At 42.4% G+C, this 20,544-nt stretch carries 15 protein-coding genes and 2 rRNA genes (1 of these 17 running past the window's edge); 12 read left to right on the top strand and 5 right to left on the bottom strand.

The features are described from left to right. Positions 1-257: 257 nt before the first annotated feature. Entirely contained in the window at positions 258-1,472 is a 1,215-nt protein-coding gene (locus tag ACN222_RS24935; RefSeq protein WP_044522434.1) for a TetR/AcrR family transcriptional regulator, read from the bottom strand. Positions 1,473-1,743: 271 nt separating this feature from the next. Between ACN222_RS24935 and ACN222_RS24930 the strand changes: the two genes are divergently transcribed. After that, on the top strand, positions 1,744-2,601 hold the full coding sequence (locus tag ACN222_RS24930) for an acyl-CoA desaturase (protein ID WP_010999117.1): 858 nt from the start codon (positions 1,744-1,746) through the stop codon (positions 2,599-2,601). Positions 2,602-2,678: 77 nt separating this feature from the next. Here ACN222_RS24930 and ACN222_RS24925 read toward each other — a convergent pair whose 3' ends face one another. Next, positions 2,679-3,215, bottom strand: a complete 537-nt coding sequence (locus ACN222_RS24925) for a methylated-DNA--[protein]-cysteine S-methyltransferase (protein ID WP_010999116.1) — start codon at positions 3,213-3,215, stop codon at positions 2,679-2,681. Between the two features lie 317 nt (positions 3,216-3,532). On the opposite strand from ACN222_RS24925, the gene ACN222_RS24920 reads away from it, so the two are divergent. Together ACN222_RS24920 and ACN222_RS24915 are read left to right on the top strand one after the other, a co-directional pair. Then, complete coding sequence (locus ACN222_RS24920) at positions 3,533-5,812, top strand: glycoside hydrolase family 65 protein (protein WP_010999115.1); 2,280 nt, start codon at positions 3,533-3,535, stop codon at positions 5,810-5,812. Positions 5,813-5,937: 125 nt separating this feature from the next. Continuing rightward, positions 5,938-6,615: a DUF305 domain-containing protein gene (locus ACN222_RS24915; RefSeq protein WP_010999114.1), complete on the top strand. Its 678-nt coding sequence runs from the start codon at positions 5,938-5,940 to the stop codon at positions 6,613-6,615. Positions 6,616-6,711: 96 nt separating this feature from the next. On the opposite strand, the gene ACN222_RS24910 is transcribed toward ACN222_RS24915, so the two are convergent. Further along, on the bottom strand, positions 6,712-6,936 hold the full coding sequence (locus tag ACN222_RS24910) for a hypothetical protein (protein WP_010999113.1): 225 nt from the start codon (positions 6,934-6,936) through the stop codon (positions 6,712-6,714). Positions 6,937-7,218: 282 nt separating this feature from the next. On the opposite strand from ACN222_RS24910, the gene ACN222_RS24905 reads away from it, so the two are divergent. Further along, a complete protein-coding gene (locus tag ACN222_RS24905; protein ID WP_010999112.1) occupies positions 7,219-8,160 on the top strand; it encodes a LysR family transcriptional regulator in 942 nt (313 codons plus the stop codon). Between the two features lie 302 nt (positions 8,161-8,462). Then, entirely contained in the window at positions 8,463-10,883 is a 2,421-nt protein-coding gene (locus ACN222_RS24900) for a sucrose synthase (RefSeq protein WP_010999111.1), read from the top strand. Between the two features lie 45 nt (positions 10,884-10,928). Here the strand turns inward: ACN222_RS24900 and ACN222_RS24895 are convergent, their stop codons facing one another. Next, the gene (locus tag ACN222_RS24895; RefSeq protein WP_044522432.1) at positions 10,929-11,525 is read right to left on the bottom strand and encodes a peptidoglycan-binding domain-containing protein; all 597 of its coding nucleotides are present in this window, start codon (positions 11,523-11,525) and stop codon (positions 10,929-10,931) included. 766 nt (positions 11,526-12,291) lie between these two features. On the opposite strand from ACN222_RS24895, the gene ACN222_RS24890 reads away from it, so the two are divergent. The 4 genes from ACN222_RS24890 to ACN222_RS24875 all read left to right on the top strand — a co-directional run bounded on the left by ACN222_RS24890 (position 12,292) and on the right by ACN222_RS24875 (position 16,649). After that, positions 12,292-12,789, top strand: coding sequence for a hypothetical protein (locus ACN222_RS24890; RefSeq protein WP_010999109.1), 498 nt, complete (start codon positions 12,292-12,294; stop codon positions 12,787-12,789). Beyond that, positions 12,786-13,547 carry an ATP-binding protein gene (locus ACN222_RS24885; RefSeq protein ID WP_010999108.1) on the top strand — a complete coding sequence of 254 codons (762 nt, stop codon included), beginning with the start codon at positions 12,786-12,788 and terminating at the stop codon, positions 13,545-13,547. Before ACN222_RS24890 ends, ACN222_RS24885 begins: the two co-directional genes overlap by 4 nt. Next, positions 13,544-15,484, top strand: coding sequence for a tetratricopeptide repeat protein (locus tag ACN222_RS24880; RefSeq protein ID WP_419756878.1), 1,941 nt, complete (start codon positions 13,544-13,546; stop codon positions 15,482-15,484). The genes ACN222_RS24885 and ACN222_RS24880 overlap by 4 nt, the downstream gene beginning before the upstream one ends. 769 nt (positions 15,485-16,253) lie before the next feature. Next, entirely contained in the window at positions 16,254-16,649 is a 396-nt protein-coding gene (locus ACN222_RS24875) for a hypothetical protein (RefSeq protein ID WP_010999106.1), read from the top strand. Positions 16,650-16,740: 91 nt separating this feature from the next. Here the strand turns inward: ACN222_RS24875 and ACN222_RS24870 are convergent, their stop codons facing one another. Then, entirely contained in the window at positions 16,741-17,394 is a 654-nt protein-coding gene (locus tag ACN222_RS24870; protein ID WP_010999105.1) for a DUF3386 domain-containing protein, read from the bottom strand. A gap of 102 nt (positions 17,395-17,496) precedes the next feature. On the opposite strand from ACN222_RS24870, the gene ACN222_RS24865 reads away from it, so the two are divergent. The 3 genes from ACN222_RS24865 to ACN222_RS24855 form a co-directional block, all read left to right on the top strand. Then, positions 17,497-18,171: a LuxR C-terminal-related transcriptional regulator gene (locus ACN222_RS24865; RefSeq protein ID WP_010999104.1), complete on the top strand. Its 675-nt coding sequence runs from the start codon at positions 17,497-17,499 to the stop codon at positions 18,169-18,171. A 321-nt stretch (positions 18,172-18,492) separates the two neighbouring features. Continuing rightward, positions 18,493-19,981: ribosomal RNA gene (locus tag ACN222_RS24860) — 16S ribosomal RNA — on the top strand. Positions 19,982-20,267: 286 nt separating this feature from the next. Beyond that, a 23S ribosomal RNA gene (locus ACN222_RS24855) occupies positions 20,268-20,544 on the top strand (it continues 2,551 nt past the right edge of the window). The 16S and 23S rRNA genes sit together here, the layout of an rRNA operon.

Genomic DNA, 20,544 nt, shown 5'->3' with positions numbered 1-20,544 from the left:
AATTTTTGTGAATTTACGTTCTAGTTTGTCAACGTTTCATATTCACATAAAATATTGTGAATTTTCTGAATAAGAAGATGCACAATATTAAATTAGCCAATCATGAAAAATTCCCAAATCAGGGATGACTTTTGTCTAGCCAGCAGTAGTTTTTACCCAGTTTCTCAGTCCAGACTCCTCTTCAACAACTACATCGAGATAGACCCCAACAGGCGATCACTATTAACAAAGTAACAAAAATTACTTCTCCCCATCCTCTAGCATGGTTTTTGATCTAAACGAGTTGCTTGCTCAAGAGCAGCTTTTTCCTTAGCTCTGTGAGCGTAAGGTTGTAACTGAGTGCGATCGCAAGCTGTAATAATGCTTAAATTTTCTAAGCTCATTCCTCGCATTAACATTTCTACACGCCAGGTATGCTGTGCTTGGTCGATTTCTGGTATTTGTCCTTGGGGGGTTAATAATGCTTGAGTCCATGCTTGCCAATATTCCAAAACCTCGGATTCAGTTATTGGCTCACCTACCGTATTAATAAACATGGCAGCATAATTATCTTTACGACTTTTCAGCCATTTAGTTAATGGATTATCCATGTAGGAACCATAGCGTTTACCCAAAATCCACTGATTAACAGGAACTTGGCGGACAACTCCGGGGATAGTAATTTGTAGAAAATGCCCGTGAGAGTCATAGATTTGGTGATTGCGTTGTAAATTAACTATTTCTGTGGCGGATAAGCCAGCCGCGAATAAAACGTATGCTATTGCATAATCTTGTACTCCCGACTTTCTCGCCTGTCGGAGAATTTCGTGAACTAATGCAGGCGGTAAATCGGCTACTTCTTTAGGAATCACCTTTCTTTCTATATGGGTTGTTGCTGTCATCGCCCCATGCAGAAATAATTCCACCAAATTTTCCAGAAAATCATCCCGACTTTCCCATAATTGATGAAATTCGCTGGTAAATTCGATCACCGCATAGCCTAAGATCATTCCATTGAGTAAACTTGCCAATTTTTCTGCGGGTAGATAAGTGTTGAAGTCTCCCTGTTGAATGACAGTGGCCAGATATTGAGCCACATAACGGTTAGCCTCAGTTAATCCCCGTCCTAAAGCACGGCGATTTTCCGCCGGGAATTGGTCTGCTTCACCTACTACAGACCTGACTAATTCTGGTACTCTCTCCAAAGCGTGCAAGCTGTCACTTGCATAGTCCTTTAATGCTTGGTACACGTCTCCCGGAGGAGTTGCCCGTTGTACTAGAGACTCACCTAAATTTGTAAAAGCTGCCGATTCTTCTAACACAGCCAACAGCAACCCATGTTTATTACCAAAATTGCGGAACAAAGTCACTTCATTCACTGCTGCTTTTTCGGCAATTTGGCGGGTAGTAGTACCACTAACTCCCTGAGCCGTAAATAACTCTAGTGCAGCTTGTATCAAGCGTTGGCGAGTTGAAAGGGGTGGAGAAACCATAAACAAAATGCAAGTGCCACTTGCACAAAAATAAAAAGAGGTGCTAGCATATCAAATGTAAGTGATACTTGCTCTAGTTTACTGTAACGCATGAGTCTATATGGGTCATACCGATGCTACAAAATCCAGCACCAGAGAAAAAACTCAGAAACCCTGATTAAATCTGTTGCTGCTTAATTTTGTAGTTTGCTTCCCGTGGGGTATTTTGAATTGGTATGATGCACCAGGTACAAGAGCAAATCGCTACCTGATCCATTAATTAGGAATTGTTATGACCGTAAAACATCTGGCAATCGCCCCTGAGGGGAAGAAGTCATTGCGCCTCAGTTGGACAAACGTGGCATTTTTTACCACAATTCACGCTCTAGCTTTGTTGGCTCCTTGGTTTTTTTCCTGGTCAGCATTGGGTTTGCTGTTGTTTCTCCACTGGTTGTTTGGCAGTATTGGTATTTGCCTTGGGTACCACAGATTACTTAGTCACAAGAGTTTTCAAGTACCCAAATGGCTGGAATATGCGATCGCCACTATCGGTGCATTGGCTATGCAGGGAGGGCCAATTTTTTGGATTGGAGGACATCGCCAGCATCATGCTCACACCGAAGATGTCTATCTAGATCCATACTCTTCCCAGCGTGGATTTTGGTGGAGCCATATGTTGTGGATTTTATATCCTCGCTCCGAATTTTTCGACTATGAAATCTATCAAAAGTATGCGCCTGATTTAGCAAGACAACCATTCTATCGTTGGTTAGATCGTTATTTTCTCCTGTTGCAAATTCCTTTTGGATTAATGCTTTACGCTATCGGAGGATGGTCTTTCGTCATCTATGGTGTAGTTCTCAGAGCAGTATTGCTATGGCACTCTACTTGGTTTGTCAACTCTGCCACCCATATGTGGGGCTATCGTACCTTTAACGCTGATGATAATGCACGTAATTTGTGGTGGGTATCTATAGTAACCTATGGCGAAGGTTGGCACAACAACCATCACACTTACCCCAACGTAGCCAAAGCTGGGTTCCAGTGGTGGGAAGTTGATGTCACTTGGTGGAGTATTAAACTGTTGCAGACTTTAGGTTTGGCGAAGAAAGTAGTTTTACCGCCATCACAAAGAATGAATCAAGGTTGAATCAGAATTGCCTAATTTTGCTGGCGCAGCCTACTCTTCTCCTTCTCCTGTCGGAGACGCTAACGCGAACGAGAACGCTACGCGAACCCGTAGGGTATGAGTGAATTTTGAATCGATTCCACCACCCCTTCATGATGAAGCAACCAACGCTTACGCTCTAGTCCACCTGCGTATCCAGTGAGTAAATTATTTGCACCAATCACTCGATGACAGGGAAGAACTATTGCAATTGGATTAAATGAATTTGCCAAGCCGACAGCACGATAAGCAGTCGGCTTATTAATTTTTGCAGCTAGTTCACCGTATGAAATAGTAGTCCCCCAAGGAATTGTTTGTAGAGCAAGCCAAACTTGCTGCTGAAAAGGAGTTCCGCCAGTCTCTATCGGCAAATTTTTGAGGCTATGGCGATCGCCTTGGAGATAAGCTTGAATCAGACTACTAAATCCCTGTGGGTTCTCCACCTCTTGAAAGTCACAGCTACCATAACGCTTTTGCAGAAGTTTTAACATTCTTGGCTGATAATCCTCAAAATCCAGAGCGCACAAGCTTTTTCCATCAGAAACAATCAAGATTGTGCCAATTTCTGAACTAATTTTGTCAATTAGGAGTTTCATAAGTCAGTGGGTCATTGTGAATATGTCAGCTAAGTAAGAAAATCAATTTTCTAAATTTAGAAACTTTTACATTTTTAATAAAAAAATGTATCAATTATTCAGCCATGCCGGATTAATTCTCCGATATGAGCTATTAATAAAACCTAACTATAGAGAGATGAAATAGGGAACGTTCCTGTTATAGAGAGCGTCAAGGTTCGCTGATGAAACTGCATCAACGTATCAACAGTGAAAGCCAGGATTTTGTTATCTATGAATCCTATCGATTATGTTTCATCTTGACAACAGCCATCTGCAAATTTTAGGTTTTCTAACTCATGCTTGACGACGTAGATATATCGGTGGAAAATTCCCTTGAGCCATTGCTAGATTCCCATGAATGGAATGTGATTGAGACAGAATTTAACCCTACACAACTACACCATAAAGAAACTGTTTTCACTCTCAGCAATGGTTATCTAGGAACCAGGGGAAGTTTGGAGGAAGGATATCAAGAAGATTTTCCCGCCACAATGATTCATGGCATTTATGACGATACGCAAATTTCCCACACAGAATTGGTAAATTGTCCTCACTGGCTGCCGTTGGTAGTGGAGGTGGCAGGTGAACGATTTAGCATGAATTCGGGGGAAGTTCTCCATTACGAGCGTCGGTTGGACTTGCGCTTGGGTTTACTTAGTCGTGATGTGCGGTGGCGTTCTCCCCAAGGCCATACCTTAGACTTACACTTTGAGCGTTTTGCTAGTTTGGCAGATCAACACGTATTGGCGATTCGTTGTCAAATCACATCTGTAGATTTTACAGGTGAAATTACCGTGACAGCGCGATTTGATGCGGAACCAAAAACCCAAGGCGTTCCCCATTGGCAGACTTTAAACCAAGGAGGCGTAGACCAGATTCTTTGGTTACAAAGTCAAACCCTGCATTCTGGTGTTGGCTTGGGGATGAGTGCCAAGTTAATCATAGATGGTGATGAGACTGCGGTTGTTTCTGTCAAAAATGCCGGTATTCCAACTTTGGAGACTACTTTTGAATGTAACCCAGGAAAAACAGTCATTGTGGAAAAAATTGTGACTGTGTTTACTTCCAGAGAAACAGAAACTCCAATTGCCGCCGCACTAGAAAGATTAGCTGATGAACCCAGATACACAACCCTATTAGCTGCCCATATTGCCGCTTGGGAGCAAGTTTGGCAAAATAGCGACATTATTATTGAAGGCGATCGCCAAGCCCAACTCAGTGTCCGTTACAATCTTTTTCAGTTACTATCCGTAGCACCACGCCACGACGATCATGTAAGTATAGCCCCTAAAACTCTGTCTGGCTTTGCCTATAGCGGACACATTTTTTGGGACACCGAAATATTTATCCTCCCCTTCCTCACATTCACCCAACCAGATTTAGCGCGAAACTTACTCACCTACCGCTACCACACCTTACCAGGCGCAAGACGCAAAGCCCAAGAAGCTGGTTATCAAGGAGCAATGTTCGCTTGGGAAAGTGCTACCACAGGTGATGAAGTTACCCCTCGGTGGGTTCCTGGTGCTAATGGTGAATTAATTAGAATTTGGTGCGGTGATCTTGAAGTACACATTACAGCCGATGTGGCTTATGCAGTTTGGCACTACTGGCAAACTACCAACGATGATGAATGGATGCACGACTATGGTGCAGAAATAATTCTCGATACAGCCGTGTTTTGGGAAAGTCGCGTCCAGTGGAACGAACAACGCCACAGCTACGACATTCTCGATGTAATTGGCCCCGATGAAAACCACGATCGCGTCAATAATAACGCCTTTACCAACCTCATGGTACAGTGGCACTTACAATCAGCTTTAGCCCTGTGGGATTGGTTCAAACACGTTTATCCCGAAAAAGCCGCGCAACTAGTAGAACAACTTAACCTAACTACAGAACGTCTACACTGTTGGGCAGAAATTCAAGAACGTATCTTTGTCAATGAAGATTTAACTACAGGTTTAATCGAACAATTTGAAGGCTTTTTTCAATTAGAAGATGTCAACCTAGCTGATTACGAACCCCGCACAAAATCTTTGCAAGGTTTGTTAGGGATTGAAGCCACTAGTCAAAAGCAAATACTCAAGCAGCCTGATGTGTTGATGCTACTTTACTTGCTACGTCAGGCTTATGACTATAACACCCTCAAGGTTAACTGGGACTATTACACCCAACGCACCGACCATACTTATGGTTCTTCACTAGGCCCAGCAATTCATGCCGTCTTAGCTTGCGATCTTAATAACCCTACAGAAGCCTACACTCATTTTTTAAGAGCTGCGTTAGTAGATTTAGAAGATGTCAGACTCAACGCCGCCGAGGGAATCCACGCCGCCAGCGCAGGAGGAGTTTGGCAAGCTGTTGTTTTAGGGTTCGGGGGTGTGAGAATGACTCAATTTGGCCCGATGGCTTGTCCTAATCTCCCGCCAACTTGGAAACGCTTGAAATTTAAGCTGCAATGGCGCAATGAATGGTACGAGTTTGATTTACAACCAGAAACAGCAATGGCAATGGTGACACAGGAAGCTCAAGTTCCTGTTTTTGCCACTGTACAAGCTGTAATGAGTAATGGGTAATGGGTAATGGGTAATGGGTAATGGGTAATTAGTTTTTCCCATTACCAATTAGTATGAGGGGTTGACTCTCCATCCAACTAGAGAGTTCACAATAGGCTAGGAAAATCTCTTGGAGATGATATTAAATGCAACGCCTGTATGTAAAAAATAGCTTTTTGGCGTTTAGCTTTGTAGTGATGACATCCCTAAGCGGTGGATTGTTGAGCGCTTGTTCTACAACGTCTCAACCCCAAAATGAAGCCACCAAAGCCAATGTAACTGATGCTAATAACAAGCAGCATCATGATCACAGCATGGACATGGATTTAGGCCCAGCAGATGCTAACTATGATTTACGATTCATTGATGCCATGATTATGCACCATCAAGGAGCAGTGGACATGGCGAAGGAAGCACAAGAGAAGTCCAAACGAACGGAAATCAAGCAACTAGGAACTGATATTATCAAAGACCAAAACCAAGAAATTGCTCAAATGAAGCAATGGCGAACAACTTGGTATCCCAAAGCTGGGGATCAGCCAATGGCTTATGATGCCAAAATGGGTCACATGATGGCGATGTCACCTCAGCAAAAGCAAGCCATGATGATGAGCATGGATTTAGGTACAACAGATGCCGAATTTGATTTACGTTTTATTAACGCTATGATTCCCCATCATGAAGGTGCGGTGGTGATGGCACAAGATGCTTTACAAAAATCCCAGTACTCAGAAATTAAGAAGTTAGCTCAAGCAATTATCGAAGCGCAAAAAGGGGAGATTCAGCAAATGGAACAATGGCGTAAAGCTTGGTATAACAAGTAGTTATAACCAATTCCCAACAAAAAGCGATCGCCTAATTTGGAGTTGTGCGATCGCTTAATAATGGGAGTTGGATAGTGAAAGATTAGGCAAGCTGATTCATACCTGAGATAAGGCAGAGTCAACTAATTTTTTAAATTTCATATAAGCTTCTGGCGCTGTCAGAATATTTGAGTTGTCTTCTTCAGGAAGGCAAAACTCTTGGCTATCTGGGTAGTGATGAACAATAAACGAGGATATAATTCCCAACTTGACGGCCTTTTTCCCTAGTTCCTCTGCTTTTTCTGCTAGGGTATTTTCATCATGGAACAAGTAGTTACTCATAGGATCAATAGCGGCTATTTTCTATTTTTACAACTTTGCTGTGCTAGGAGTTGATAGAGTTTATTTACTGCTGTTCATCTCCTTCAAAGCTTTTATAAACCAGAAAGTTGAGGAACTTGTGAGGAAAAGTACCAAAGTCAGCAAAATTTGATAAATTCCCGGCTCCCTAATTCCTGATCTCCAATCCTCACAAAATCCTCATAATTTTTATTTATTATCTGTAATACTAGCCAAGTACAAGTTACTTTTGCTTGATAGTAGCTTGTTTGTCGAATTATTTATATGAACAGTTATCTAGATTTAATCCACAGAGATAGCCTTTTAAATTCTTTAAGCTTAGAGCATTTGAGAATTTTTGAGGCGACCGCGCGGCATAAAAGTTTTACTCGTGCAGCTGAAGAATTATTCACTACCCAGCCTTCTGTATCACGTCATATTAAACAATTAACGGAAACAATTGGTCTGCCGCTATTTAAGTATGTAGATAACTGCATTCAACTGACACCAACGGGTGAAGAATTACTAATTATTTATAAGGAAATATTTCAGTATTTAGAAAATTTTGACACAAAATTAGTTGATTTAAAAGATATCAATCAAGGTTATTTAAAAGTCTCGGCTGTAACTACAAGCAAGTATGTTATCACTAATTTATTGCAACCATTTTGCAAGCTTTATCCCGATATTAGAATTGCCCTTGAGTTTACCAATCATGAAGCAATTTTGACAAGAATACAAGACAACGCAGATGACTTTTATATTCTGGGATATCCACCAAAGAAAGAAGATATTGAAATCAAGCCATTTCTGGATAATCCTTTAGTGGTAGTTGCTCCATCAAACCATCCTTTTGTCAATCAATCATCTATTTCTTTGGAACGTTTAGCTAAAGAACAATTAATTATGCGAGAACGAGGCTCGGAAACTCGTATGGCTGTAGAAATGTTGTTTGCTGAACGGGGAATCAGAATGCCAGTTAAATTAGAGGTAAGTAGTAATAATGCAACTAAACAAGCAGTACTTGAAGGTTTAGGTCTAGCAGTTTTATCAATACATACTTTATATCCTGAATTACAACGAAATCAGCTATCAATCTTAAATGTAAAGGGATTTCCTATTCTTCAACAATGGCAAATAGCTTACCCAAAGAAAAAATGGTTGTCTCCTATTGTGAGTACTTTTTTAGAATACTTACTAACAGAGGGTGTGGGGGCTAAAGGTTAGAATTTTTGATGCAGGATAAGCTTATATCCCGCCAGTTTCACATATATTATCTCTACGAAAAATATTAAGCATCTAAACTATAACCACAGTATAAAAAATTGTCTATCTTTAGTTAGAGCCAATAATACCTAGTTGTCGATATTCTAAGTAAATAAGAACAAGGTTTGATACAAAGATAAAAACACAGATAGATGAATTTATCTGTGTTTTTTTGCATTTGTAGGTGTTGAGATTCTAGGTTGTTAGCCTACGTTACCCTAGAAAGCAAATAGGTTCAATCTTCCTTCATTTAAGGGGTGAATATGTCAGAATTGATGCAAGCGATTTTAGATAGTGAAGAAAAACATGATTTGCGTGGATTTATTAGTGAGTTGCGTCAGCAAGATAAAAATTACCTGCTACGCAACGATATACTGAATGTGTATGCTGAATACTGCTCTAAGTGCCAGAAACCGGAAACTTCTTATAAGTTTTCTAATCTAAGTAAACTTATTTACTACACTCAAGAAATAATTCAAGAAGATTCCAATTTTTGCTTCATTATTCGTCCTAAGATTGCTGCTCAAGAGGTATATCGACTCACCGCAGATTTAGATGTGGAGCCGATGACTGTGCAGGAATTGTTGGATCTGCGCGATCGCCTAGTTAATAAATTCCATCCTTATGAAGGCGATATATTAGAACTAGATTTCGGCCCCTTCTACGATTACACCCCAACCATCCGCGATCCCAAGAATATTGGCAAGGGTGTACAATATCTCAACCGTTATCTCTCCAGTAAACTTTTTCAAGACTCGCAACAATGGCTGGAAAGTCTGTTTAATTTCTTGCGCCTACATAATTACAATGGTATTCAACTACTAATAAACCATCAAATTCAATCACAGCAACAATTATCACAGCAAGTTAAAAACGCGCTTAACTTTGTGAGCGATCGCCCCAATGATGAACCCTACGAACAATTCCGGCTGCAACTACAAACTATGGGTTTTGAGCCGGGGTGGGGTAATACAGCTTCTCGTGTGCGGGATACCTTAAACATTTTGGATGAATTGATTGACTCTCCCGACCCCCAAACCCTGGAAGCTTTTATCTCTCGCATCCCGATGATTTTCAGAATCGTCTTAGTTTCAGCCCACGGTTGGTTCGGACAAGAGGGGGTTTTAGGTCGTCCAGATACTGGTGGTCAAGTAGTGTACGTCCTTGACCAAGCTAAGAATTTAGAAAAGCAACTGCAAGAAGATGCCATACTTGCAGGTTTAGAGGTATTGAACGTCCAGCCCAAGGTAATTATCCTCACCCGTCTGATTCCTAATAGTGACGGAACGCTTTGTAACCAAAGGTTAGAAAAAGTCTACGGTACAGAGAACGCCTGGATTTTGCGTGTACCTCTGCGGGAGTTTAACCCCAAGATGACGCAGAACTGGATTTCTCGATTCGAGTTTTGGCCTTATCTAGAAACCTTTGCCATTGACTCAGAAAGAGAATTGTTGGCAGAATTCCAAGGTAGACCAGACTTAATCGTGGGTAATTATACTGACGGGAACTTAGTTGCTTTTCTGTTGACGCGACGGATGAAAGTTACCCAATGCAACATCGCTCATGCTTTAGAAAAATCCAAATACTTGTTTAGTAACCTCTACTGGCAAGATTTGGAAGAAAAATATCATTTCTCTTTACAATTCACGGCTGATTTAATAGCTATGAATGCTGCTAACTTCGTCATCAGCAGCACCTATCAAGAAATTGTTGGCACACCAGACAGTATAGGGCAGTATGAGTCTTACAAATGCTTTACCATGCCGGAACTGTATCATGTGGTCAACGGCATTGAATTATTTAGCCCCAAATTTAACGTTGTACCGCCTGGTGTGAATGAAAATTCCTACTTTCCCTACACACAAACTCAAAACAGAATAGAAAGCGATCGCGATCGCCTAGAGGAAATGCTGTTTACCCTAGAAGATTCTAGCCAAATCTTCGGCAAACTCGACGACCCAAATAAGCGTCCTATTTTCTCAATGGCGCGACTTGACCGAATTAAAAACCTCACAGGTTTGGCAGAATGCTTTGGTCAAAGTCAAGAATTGCAAGAACGTTGCAACTTAATTTTAGTTGCAGGTAAGCTGCGTATCGAAGAATCAGAAGATAACGAAGAAAAAGACGAAATCGTCAAACTTTACCGGATTATTGACGAATACAACCTGCATGGCAAAATTCGCTGGTTAGGTGTGCGCTTATCCAAAAATGACTCCGGTGAAATTTATCGCGTCATTTGCGATCGCCAAGGCATTTTTGTACAGCCAGCATTATTTGAAGCCTTTGGGTTGACAATCCTGGAGTCAATGATTTCCGGATTGCCAACATTTGCTACCCAATTTGGGGGGCCATTGGAGATTATTCAGGATAAGATTAATGGCTTCTACATTAACCCTACTCATCTAGAAGAAACAGCCACAAAAATTCTTGATTTCGTCACCAAATGCGAACAAAATCCTAACTATTGGAACATAATTTCCGAGAAAGCCATTGACAGAGTATATAGTACATACACCTGGAAAATACACACAACTAAGCTGTTAACCTTAGCTCGGATTTACGGCTTCTGGAATTTTACCTCGAAAGAAAAACGCGAAGATTTATTACGCTACCTTGAGTCCCTGTTCTACTTAATTTACAAGCCCAGAGCGCAACAACTATTAGAACAGCATAAATATCGGTAATTTGTGATTAGTCAATAGTCATTAGTGCCTACTTCTGACTATTGACTATCTTGTCAAAGAATACCAAGTATTGAAGCCAACTACCCCATCTACTGACAAATTGCGCTGAATTTGGAAAGCTTTAACAGCAGTTTCAGTCAGCGCACCAAAATTTCCATCTACTCGAATAGCATAACCTTTAGCCACTAATAGCCGTTGTAAAGCCCGGACAGCAAGACCAGAATTCCCAAAACGTAGTGTAGGTAAATTGCGCCGAGTAGTAGACCTTCTAGCAATCAGTATTTGAGACCGAAACCTTTGGCTTATAAGGCGTGGTTCCTGAGAAAATTTGACTCTGACGGCTTGAAAATTATTAAATTCGTCCACACTATATGAGTCTTTTTCTATAACTTTTTGTGTTTTTCTGATGAAAGATTTGTAATTTTCTGGTTGGTAATTAGCTTTAATAATTGAGTCATTTTCATTAAGCTGCGTGAATTCAGGCGGCGTGATTTTTGCAGATGATATTAACTGATACGATTCACCCTGTATTGAGTTTTTCACGCCTCTGTCAAGCTGAATTGCAGGCTTTTTGGGTACAATAGGCGTAGAAGGTTGATTTTTTGCTAATACGCCCGTCATCAGCAAGACAATTTCATTCATGGTAATTGATGTCACTATGACCCATAATTCCTTTGACAGAAAAAAATCAATTATTCCGGAATAACGTCTACTTAAATCTAATGAGTTAAATTTGCATCGATGATAAATGATTTTGCAGCAAGCTTCTAAATCACGAAGATATTCTAGCTTCTGGCTTTCGGGTGATAACTTGTGTTTTTGCAGCCAGTCTTTTTTGTAATGGACTACTGTTTTGATACTTTATGCCAGATTGAAAAGGGACATAACAAGTATTTTGATAAAGGCGTAAGTTTCTGCACCTCTACACTCATTGATTTATCGAAATACTCTTTTATTTTGATGTGTAATTGCTTTGAACTATTTAAAATACATCTTACTTAAGTCCTACAATTGAGTGCTAAAGAATAATAAACTCTAGATAATAAGAAATTTATTCCACCTGAAGCGGTATATATCCAGATAAAATTGTGTAATTTGGTAGCCCCAAATTACACAATTTTAATCAAGGTATTAATGATTACCTTTAAAGATATAAATCATGTCAGATTTAGTACTTTAAATACAAGACTTACACACCTCGTATATTAGTAGGGTGCGTCAGATATCAAGTATCTGTTTATTAGTTGCAAATTGCGTTGGCGTTAGCTTACTCTGCGAGTTCTCCGCAGGAGTAGCCCGCAGGAAGACAGCGAATTGCAAATTGCTTTTATTGCTTTTGTTCAAGTATATATAGTAAATTCAGTATAATTCAGCAGAATCTTAATTTATTAATGTAGTTAATTTATCTATGCTAAATGAATTTTTACAAGTTTTAGTAGCTGCATTTATCGGTGCGGCTTCTGGATATTTTATTAATCAATTACCGCCACTGGGAACCTTTCGAGGTAGCCGATGGTTAATGGTGGCTGTGGTGATTGAACTTGCTGTTTTAGGTGCAATTTGGGCATGGTTATTTGGAGATACGGCTCAAGCCTCAAATTCTAGGGGACTAGTAGAGAAAATTGGTGCGGCGTTGTTAGGAGCTTTTGTAGTGAATGTTGTGCAACTTGTGTGGGGTAATTTGCGGGGTGGCAATTCTCCACAATCAAGTAGCTCTCAGTCTGGCACGAATGCCAGAACTGTTGTGAGAGGGACGAGTATCAAAGGACAGGGAAATAAAGCCAAGGTTACTCAAAAAGATGTTTTAGTAGAAAATACTGAAGTAATTGGTAAAGACAACGAGTTTTCGGTAACAGATGATGATAATTCTTCCTCTCCACAGCAAAATAATTCTCCAAATCCATGATTATTGCTAATCGCACACAGGAACTTTTATTTTTCCATCAGATGGTGGAGGGAAGCATTCCTAACCGAGTTTTATTGATTAAAGCTGAATCTGGTTTAGGTAAAACTTCTTTACTGGCAAGGTTTAAACATACGTTGTCTACACAAAAAACATTATGTGTAGACATGGATCTTAAATCAGCACAGTTAGGAATTTCTTACTTTTTTTCTCGTGTACGTCAGCGTTTAGGAGAACAGCGTTTTCCTTGCTTAAATGCTGCTGTTGGTAGCTATCTTAGTTCAGGGATAGAAGTTTCGGACACGAAGATAACTGGCAACAATAACCAGTTCAGTGTGGTGTTATCTAATGTAGATGAGAATACGCGGAATTTTCGTTTGACTGAATTACGCGAGGCATTTTTCCGTGATTTGCGGAAAATTCCTCAAAAGCTGGTGTTTTTGTTTGATACTTACGAAAAAGCTCCCTCGGAACTAGCAAACTGGTTAGGGGGTGAATTTTTAGCAGATGTTGTTGATACACCAAAGCTAATTGTAGTCATTGCTGGGCAGCAGATTCCTCAACCAACAATTGAGTGGATGGATTTACATGAGTGTTGTTGTTTGGAAGCCATTTTAGATCGAGAGGCGTGGTACAAATACAGCCAAGACAAGAAATTGCCTTTTAATCAAGATGAAGTGAAGATGGCAATGAGAATATTTAAAGGGCATCCCCAGAACATAGATAAAACCTTACAAGCCCTCAAGAGCGAACAGCTATGAATAGTGAGTTGTTCCAGAAGCTAGCAAAAGCACAAACTGACGAAGAACGCTCTTGGATTGTCACAGAGAGTTTATTGGCAACTCTATCACCTGAATTAGCTGCGGCTGCATGGGCGGCGGTTGTGCCACATTGGTTTAACGCAGAAATTTTGGCAGCGCTGCGCCCAGAATTGCAAGCACAATCATCTCAACTTTATACAAAATTGCAAGCCTTATCTTTTGTAGAGGAGTTTGCTGATAGAGGACATGATGTTCACGATTTAACACGGAATCTGATGTTAAAACATCTGTGGCAAGAACATCAAGATGAATTTATTACCTTGTCGCAACGGGCAGCAGAGTATTTTGGTAGGAACAATCAACAGCCAGAAACTCAAATTGAATGGCTGTATCACTTGATTGTAGTTGATCGGGAGTGGAAAGGCAGTGAGTTTTGGAATTTAGCACAAAACTGGGACAATAGCTTTCGTGTTGCTGAACTAGAATCGCTGATTGCGGCATTATTAGAACAAATTGCCGCAGAACGCGTAGAAACTCTAGCCAAAGCAGAGGTTTATTATTGGGCAGGTAAAGCAAAATTTCGAGTTTATAAAGCAAAAGAAGCGTTAGAAAGGTACGAGGAGGCATTGGCATTCTACCGCAACATCGGCGTTAGCGAAGCTCCTCCTGTGGAGGCTCGCTTGGGGGAAGCTAATACTTTACAAGCCATTGGCGATGTCTTGCAGTTCCTTGACCGACGCACCGAAGCGTTAGAAAGGTACGAGGAGGCATTGGCATTCTACCGCGACATCGGCGATCGCTTGGGGGAAGCTAATACTTTAAGAGCCATTGGCGATGTCTTGCAGTTCCTTGACCGACGCACCGAAGCGTTAGAAAGGTACGAGGAGGCATTGGCATTCTACCGCGATATCGGCGCTCGCTTGGGGGAAGCTAATACTTTACAAGCCATTGGCGATGTCTTGCAGTTCCTCAAACGTAGCACCGAAGCGTTAGAAAGGTACGAGGAGGCATTGGCATTCTACCGCGACATCGGCGATCGCTTGGGGGAAGCTAATACTTTAAGAGCCATTGGCGATGTCTTGCAGTTCCTTGACCGACGCACCGAAGCGTTAGAAAGGTACGAGGAGGCATTGGCATTCTACCGCGACATCGGCGCTCGCTTGGGGGAAGCTAATACTTTACAAGCCATTGGCGATGTCTTGCAGTTCCTCAAACGTAGCACCGAAGCGTTAGAAAGGTACGAGGAGGCATTGGCATTCTACCGCGACATCGGCGATCGCTTGGGGGAAGCTAATACATTAAGAGCCATTGGCGATGTCTTGCAGTTCCTTGACCGACGCACCGAAGCGTTAGAAAGGTACGAGGAGGCATTGGCATTCTACCGCGACATCGGCGATCGCTTGGGGGAAGCTAATACATTAAGAGCCATTGGCGATGTCTTGCAGTTCCTCAAACGTAGCACTGAAGCGTTAGAAAGGTACGAGGAGGCATTGGCATTCTACCGCGACATCGGCGATCGCTTGGGGGAAGCTAATACATTAAGAGCCATTGGCGATGTCTTGCAGTTCCTCAAACGTAGCACTGAAGCGTTAGAAAGGTACGAGGAGGCATTGGCATTCTACCGCGACATCGGCGATCGCTTGGGGGAAGCTAATACTTTACAAGCCATTGGCATCTTGCAAGATGATTTAACCGTGGGTTTAGAATATTGTCAGGCGGCTTTAGAACTCTATAGACAAATTGGTACTAAATATAGCCAGAGTCGCAATTTAATTTACTTCACATCGACAATTCTCTTAAAACTGGAACGACAAACAGAAGCGATAGATGCACTCAATCGTGCTATTGAACTTGCTAAAGAGATTCCCTATCAATATTTTGTAGAAGATGCCTTAGCCAAACTCAAAAAAATTCAAAGTAGTGATAGTAACATCTAAAGTAACGCGATGTGCGACTTATTCTTAAAACCCCTCTCCATAGCTTGCTTCTCTGACGATGGCGTAAGCCTACCCGCAGCAATACGGTTCGGTTAAGAGATTTCTTGGTTAAAGCAAGCAGGGGAAGTAAGGGGAGAAGAGAAGCAGGGGAAGAGAAAAATTATGAAAATAACCTCCTTTCCTCCCCTGCTTCCCCTGCTTATCCGAACCGTATTAGAATCCGCAGGGTACCTCTCCCCCGCAAGGAGAAAAGCTTTCATTATTACTCCCCTTCCCTTGTAGGGAATGGGTTGGGGGTTAGGTCTGAGAGAAACTTACACACAGCGTAAAGTAGCATTATAGCTGGGGACTGGGGACTGGGTGAAAAGTCCTGTTGTGTCTAGGTTATCATCCCTAACTACTGCCAATTCACTATCTTTAAGTGCGCCTCCCTTCATCCATCACAAACAATCATCGCCAATCAATTTAATTTCGTGACCAACACAATTGATTTCGTGACCAACGCAATTAGTTTCGTGACCAACGCAATTAGTTTCGTGACCAACGCAATTGATTTCGTGACCAACACAATTGATTTCGTGACCAACGCAATTGATTTCGTGACCAACGCAATTGATTTCGTGACCAACGCAGAACTTTTACGTATTAACACGAATCCAAATCAATAAACTTGTCAAATAAATTACGAATTTTTGTAAATTTTACTGAGCCTAAACTTAGTTTTGGTAAGTCAAGCTAGATTAGTAACCAGCAAATAGGAGCGCATCTGATGTCTCGTAAAAAAGGTACATCCCCAATTCTAGAAAAAGCCGAATTAAGATGCTCTGGACTCAAAGCAGTTGATCCTAAGATGGACTTTGGGGAAGATCGCAACTTACAAAACATGACTCAAATCATAGAGCAATTGCGTGGTAAAATTGATGCTTATAATACTGCACTAGCCGTAATTAATTCATCCAAAACCGAGATTAAAGAGCTAGAAAAAACTTTAGGCGACCTCTGTGAAAAAATGCTAATTGGAGTCGCTCATAGATATGGTAACAATAGTAGAGAATATGAAATGGCTGGTGGTGTCCGTAAAAGCGATCGCATTCGCCGCAGCGCTTTGAGCCGAATCAAAGCTAATTCAGAGATAATAGCGCGCAACGCTTCTCAAAGTGCATAATTAAATACAATTAAATTAAAAACTCCACCCACCAGGGGATGGAGTTTTGTTAGTGGTCAGTAGTCAGTGGTCAATATCTCAAACACTCAGCTTAAGCACCAGGTGTCAACAACTGAATGTTAGAGAAAGCAAACTCTTGAACAGCAATTTTACCTGCTGTTGCCGTGCGAATCTCACGACGGTTAAGAATGAAATAATTCCCCACCTTTTCATATTCATCTACAAAATTGCTGACTCCGCCTCTTTGTTCCCCAGTTTTGGGTTCATGATAAACAGAGTCATAAGTGTGAGATAAATAACCTGCACCAGTGTCATGAACACCAAAGGTATTAATCGTCACAACCACACCATGAATATGACGGTGAACGAGAGTAACAACATTATTTTGAACTTTATAGCGATCGCCTTCAGCCTTACCGCCCATCAAAATTTCCACAGCACCATTCTCGTCAGTCGCGCCATAACGGAAAGTATTTGCACCGTGGGTTTCCTCAAAAGTACGGCGGACACGATGAATTGCAATTTCCCAAGCTTGACCGTGAATAGCCTTCTTAGCCGACTCGTCATCTACACCCAAAACTTCCGCCTTGAGTTCGGCATTAACGATAACTTGACCAGTAATAACTTTATCGTCATCCTTAAAAGTAATATCTGCTGAATACCCAGGAAAATCCTTATCCCAAGTGTAACGGTTGTCATAAGCAGCCCGGAAAAGTTCCTGAGCAGAGAGTTGTGTAACTGTCATGTGCTTCTCCTAGCGCGATTAGTTATAGTCGCTTTTTAGTTTTGCTGGTATTAGCATAGAAGTAATTGTTGAGTCCCGCATAGACCCCAACTGGGTACACTTATGCCTATTTCTCTACATGATGTATTTCATGCGATCGCCAACATCCGTAATGAGCAAGAATTACAACCAACGCTCATGGATAAAATTGGCGAATATTTTGGTGTGCAACATTGGGGCATCTATTTAATAGATAGTGAATCAAAAGCTGATACCGAAACTCAAAGCATCCCCGCCGTCTGCCTAGAAAGTAACCCCGTAGGTCGCTATGTAGTCGAGCGCCACGCCCCCGCCCATGAACAATTGATCCTCACCCCAGAAGACTGGAAAGACTTCTGTCCACGCCACGACCACGGACACGTCATGACCGGGCCAATAATTTGCGATGGCCGTCTCATCGGCACACTCAACTTCGCCCGCGACAAAGGAAAACCAGCTTTTACCGCCAACGACTTAGCCGACCTCAGCGCCCTGTGCATTCATTTATCAGCCAAACTCGCCACCCTAAAAACCAACCCAAATATATTTAAATCCTCTTCACCCAGCCCTTTAACACCCCGCGAATTACAAATTGCCGAACTAGTAGCACAAGGACTAACCAACGCAGAAATCGCCGAAAAGCTTTGGATTACCCAAAACTCCGTAAAACAAGCCCTCAAACGAATGTTCCGCAAACTTGGAGTTTCAGCCCGTGCCGAAATGGTAGCCAGACTGCAAGACCAGCTAATTCATCGATAAAATAAAAAATGCAGAAAATATTAAGCGCTACAAGCTTTATCTATTAAGCTTTGTAGCCTTTATATACTTTAGCAAGTCCGACAATTTAGAAAAAATCTTGAATTTACCCCTTGACGAACCTAAAAATACTCGCTATTCTAGTTTAAGTGTGGAGGCGAGAGAACGCCGAAACAACCGAACCGAGAAAAAAGAATACTTTGAAAGCTTAGAAATAACCAATCCTCGTCAAAAAAATTGGTTTTGGGATTTCCCAAAAACTTAAAAAATTATAGCAAGGAATCTGGAGAAGAAATTTTTCAGATAACAAACTCGAAACACAACGAAACGGAGAGTTTGATCCTGGCTCAGGATGAACGCTGGCGGTATGCTTAACACATGCAAGTCGAACGGTCTCTTCGGAGATAGTGGCGGACGGGTGAGTAACGCGTGAGAATCTAGCTTCAGGTCGGGGACAACCACTGGAAACGGTGGCTAATACCGGATGTGCCGAAAGGTGAAAGATTTATTGCCTGAAGATGAGCTCGCGTCTGATTAGCTAGTTGGTGTGGTAAGAGCGCACCAAGGCGACGATCAGTAGCTGGTCTGAGAGGATGATCAGCCACACTGGGACTGAGACACGGCCCAGACTCCTACGGGAGGCAGCAGTGGGGAATTTTCCGCAATGGGCGAAAGCCTGACGGAGCAATACCGCGTGAGGGAGGAAGGCTCTTGGGTTGTAAACCTCTTTTCTCAGGGAATAAAAAAATGAAGGTACCTGAGGAATAAGCATCGGCTAACTCCGTGCCAGCAGCCGCGGTAATACGGAGGATGCAAGCGTTATCCGGAATGATTGGGCGTAAAGCGTCCGCAGGTGGCACTGTAAGTCTGCTGTTAAAGAGCAAGGCTCAACCTTGTAAAGGCAGTGGAAACTACAGAGCTAGAGTACGTTCGGGGCAGAGGGAATTCCTGGTGTAGCGGTGAAATGCGTAGAGATCAGGAAGAACACCGGTGGCGAAAGCGCTCTGCTAGGCCGTAACTGACACTGAGGGACGAAAGCTAGGGGAGCGAATGGGATTAGATACCCCAGTAGTCCTAGCCGTAAACGATGGATACTAGGCGTGGCTTGTATCGACCCGAGCCGTGCCGGAGCCAACGCGTTAAGTATCCCGCCTGGGGAGTACGCACGCAAGTGTGAAACTCAAAGGAATTGACGGGGGCCCGCACAAGCGGTGGAGTATGTGGTTTAATTCGATGCAACGCGAAGAACCTTACCAAGACTTGACATGTCGCGAATCTTCTTGAAAGGGAAGAGTGCCTTAGGGAGCGCGAACACAGGTGGTGCATGGCTGTCGTCAGCTCGTGTCGTGAGATGTTGGGTTAAGTCCCGCAACGAGCGCAACCCTCGTTTTTAGTTGCCAGCATTAAGTTGGGCACTCTAGAGAGACTGCCGGTGACAAACCGGAGGAAGGTGGGGATGACGTCAAGTCAGCATGCCCCTTACGTCTTGGGCTACACACGTACTACAATGCTACGGACAGAGGGCAGCAAGCTAGCGATAGCAAGCAAATCCCGTAAACCGTAGCTCAGTTCAGATCGCAGGCTGCAACTCGCCTGCGTGAAGGAGGAATCGCTAGTAATTGCAGGTCAGCATACTGCAGTGAATTCGTTCCCGGGCCTTGTACACACCGCCCGTCACACCATGGAAGCTGGCAACGCCCGAAGTCATTACTCCAACTTTTAGGAGAGGAGGATGCCTAAGGCAGTGCTGGTGACTGGGGTGAAGTCGTAACAAGGTAGCCGTACCGGAAGGTGTGGCTGGATCACCTCCTTTTAGGGAGACCTACCCAACTGAGAATCGAAAGCGTAAAGCGAATAGAGGAACAGATGGTCTACTCTAGGTCGGTCGAGATTGGCAAAAGCTTTCAAAGTATTACTTGTTCCGGTTTTTAACTTACTAAGTTGGATAGTTTATTTAGAGAGGAAAAATTCAGCAACTAACGGGAGTTAGACTGCTGGGTAGTACCTAGCCAGAACCTTGAAAACTGCATAAAAACGCGATTAGATTAGCAGGCAGACACAGACAAACTGTGAATGCAGGATAAAACCAATGGAATTGTGGTCAAGCTAATAAGGGCTAATGGTGGATACCTAGGCACACAGAGGCGAAGAAGGACGTGGTTACCGACGAAATACTCCGGGGAGTTGGAAGCAAACATTGAGCCGGAGGTGTCCGAATGGGGCAACCCTAAATACTACCTGTTGAATATATAGACAGGAAAGAGCCAACCCAGCGAACTGAAACATCTTAGTAGCTGGAGGAAGAGAAATCAAAAGAGATTCCCTGAGTAGTGGTGAGCGAAAGGGGAAGAGCCTAAACCAGTTGGTTTACTGACT

The organism is Anabaena sp. FACHB-595, assembly GCF_048568275.1.
GTDB lineage: Bacteria > Cyanobacteriota > Cyanobacteriia > Cyanobacteriales > Nostocaceae > Trichormus.
The sequence above is the reverse complement of the archived record's forward strand: the minus strand, read 5'-3'. Positions and strand labels throughout refer to the sequence as shown.

Bases quoted from the DNA above. Each gene is read 5' to 3' on its own strand.
- ACN222_RS24880 (WP_419756878.1), top strand. From the start codon at position 13,544: ATGAATAGTGAGTTGTTCCAGAAGCTAGCAAAAGCACAAACTGACGAA.
- ACN222_RS24870 (WP_010999105.1), bottom strand. From the start codon at position 17,394: ATGACAGTTACACAACTCTCTGCTCAGGAACTTTTCCGGGCTGCTTAT.
- ACN222_RS24900 (WP_010999111.1), top strand. From the start codon at position 8,463: ATGTCAGAATTGATGCAAGCGATTTTAGATAGTGAAGAAAAACATGAT.
- ACN222_RS24910 (WP_010999113.1), bottom strand. From the start codon at position 6,936: ATGAGTAACTACTTGTTCCATGATGAAAATACCCTAGCAGAAAAAGCA.
- ACN222_RS24895 (WP_044522432.1), bottom strand. From the start codon at position 11,525: ATGAATGAAATTGTCTTGCTGATGACGGGCGTATTAGCAAAAAATCAA.
- ACN222_RS24875 (WP_010999106.1), top strand. From the start codon at position 16,254: ATGTCTCGTAAAAAAGGTACATCCCCAATTCTAGAAAAAGCCGAATTA.
- ACN222_RS24925 (WP_010999116.1), bottom strand. From the start codon at position 3,215: ATGAAACTCCTAATTGACAAAATTAGTTCAGAAATTGGCACAATCTTG.
- ACN222_RS24890 (WP_010999109.1), top strand. From the start codon at position 12,292: ATGCTAAATGAATTTTTACAAGTTTTAGTAGCTGCATTTATCGGTGCG.
- ACN222_RS24935 (WP_044522434.1), bottom strand. From the start codon at position 1,472: ATGGTTTCTCCACCCCTTTCAACTCGCCAACGCTTGATACAAGCTGCA.
- ACN222_RS24865 (WP_010999104.1), top strand. From the start codon at position 17,497: ATGCCTATTTCTCTACATGATGTATTTCATGCGATCGCCAACATCCGT.
- ACN222_RS24915 (WP_010999114.1), top strand. From the start codon at position 5,938: ATGCAACGCCTGTATGTAAAAAATAGCTTTTTGGCGTTTAGCTTTGTA.
- ACN222_RS24930 (WP_010999117.1), top strand. From the start codon at position 1,744: ATGACCGTAAAACATCTGGCAATCGCCCCTGAGGGGAAGAAGTCATTG.
- ACN222_RS24905 (WP_010999112.1), top strand. From the start codon at position 7,219: ATGAACAGTTATCTAGATTTAATCCACAGAGATAGCCTTTTAAATTCT.
- ACN222_RS24920 (WP_010999115.1), top strand. From the start codon at position 3,533: ATGCTTGACGACGTAGATATATCGGTGGAAAATTCCCTTGAGCCATTG.
- ACN222_RS24885 (WP_010999108.1), top strand. From the start codon at position 12,786: ATGATTATTGCTAATCGCACACAGGAACTTTTATTTTTCCATCAGATG.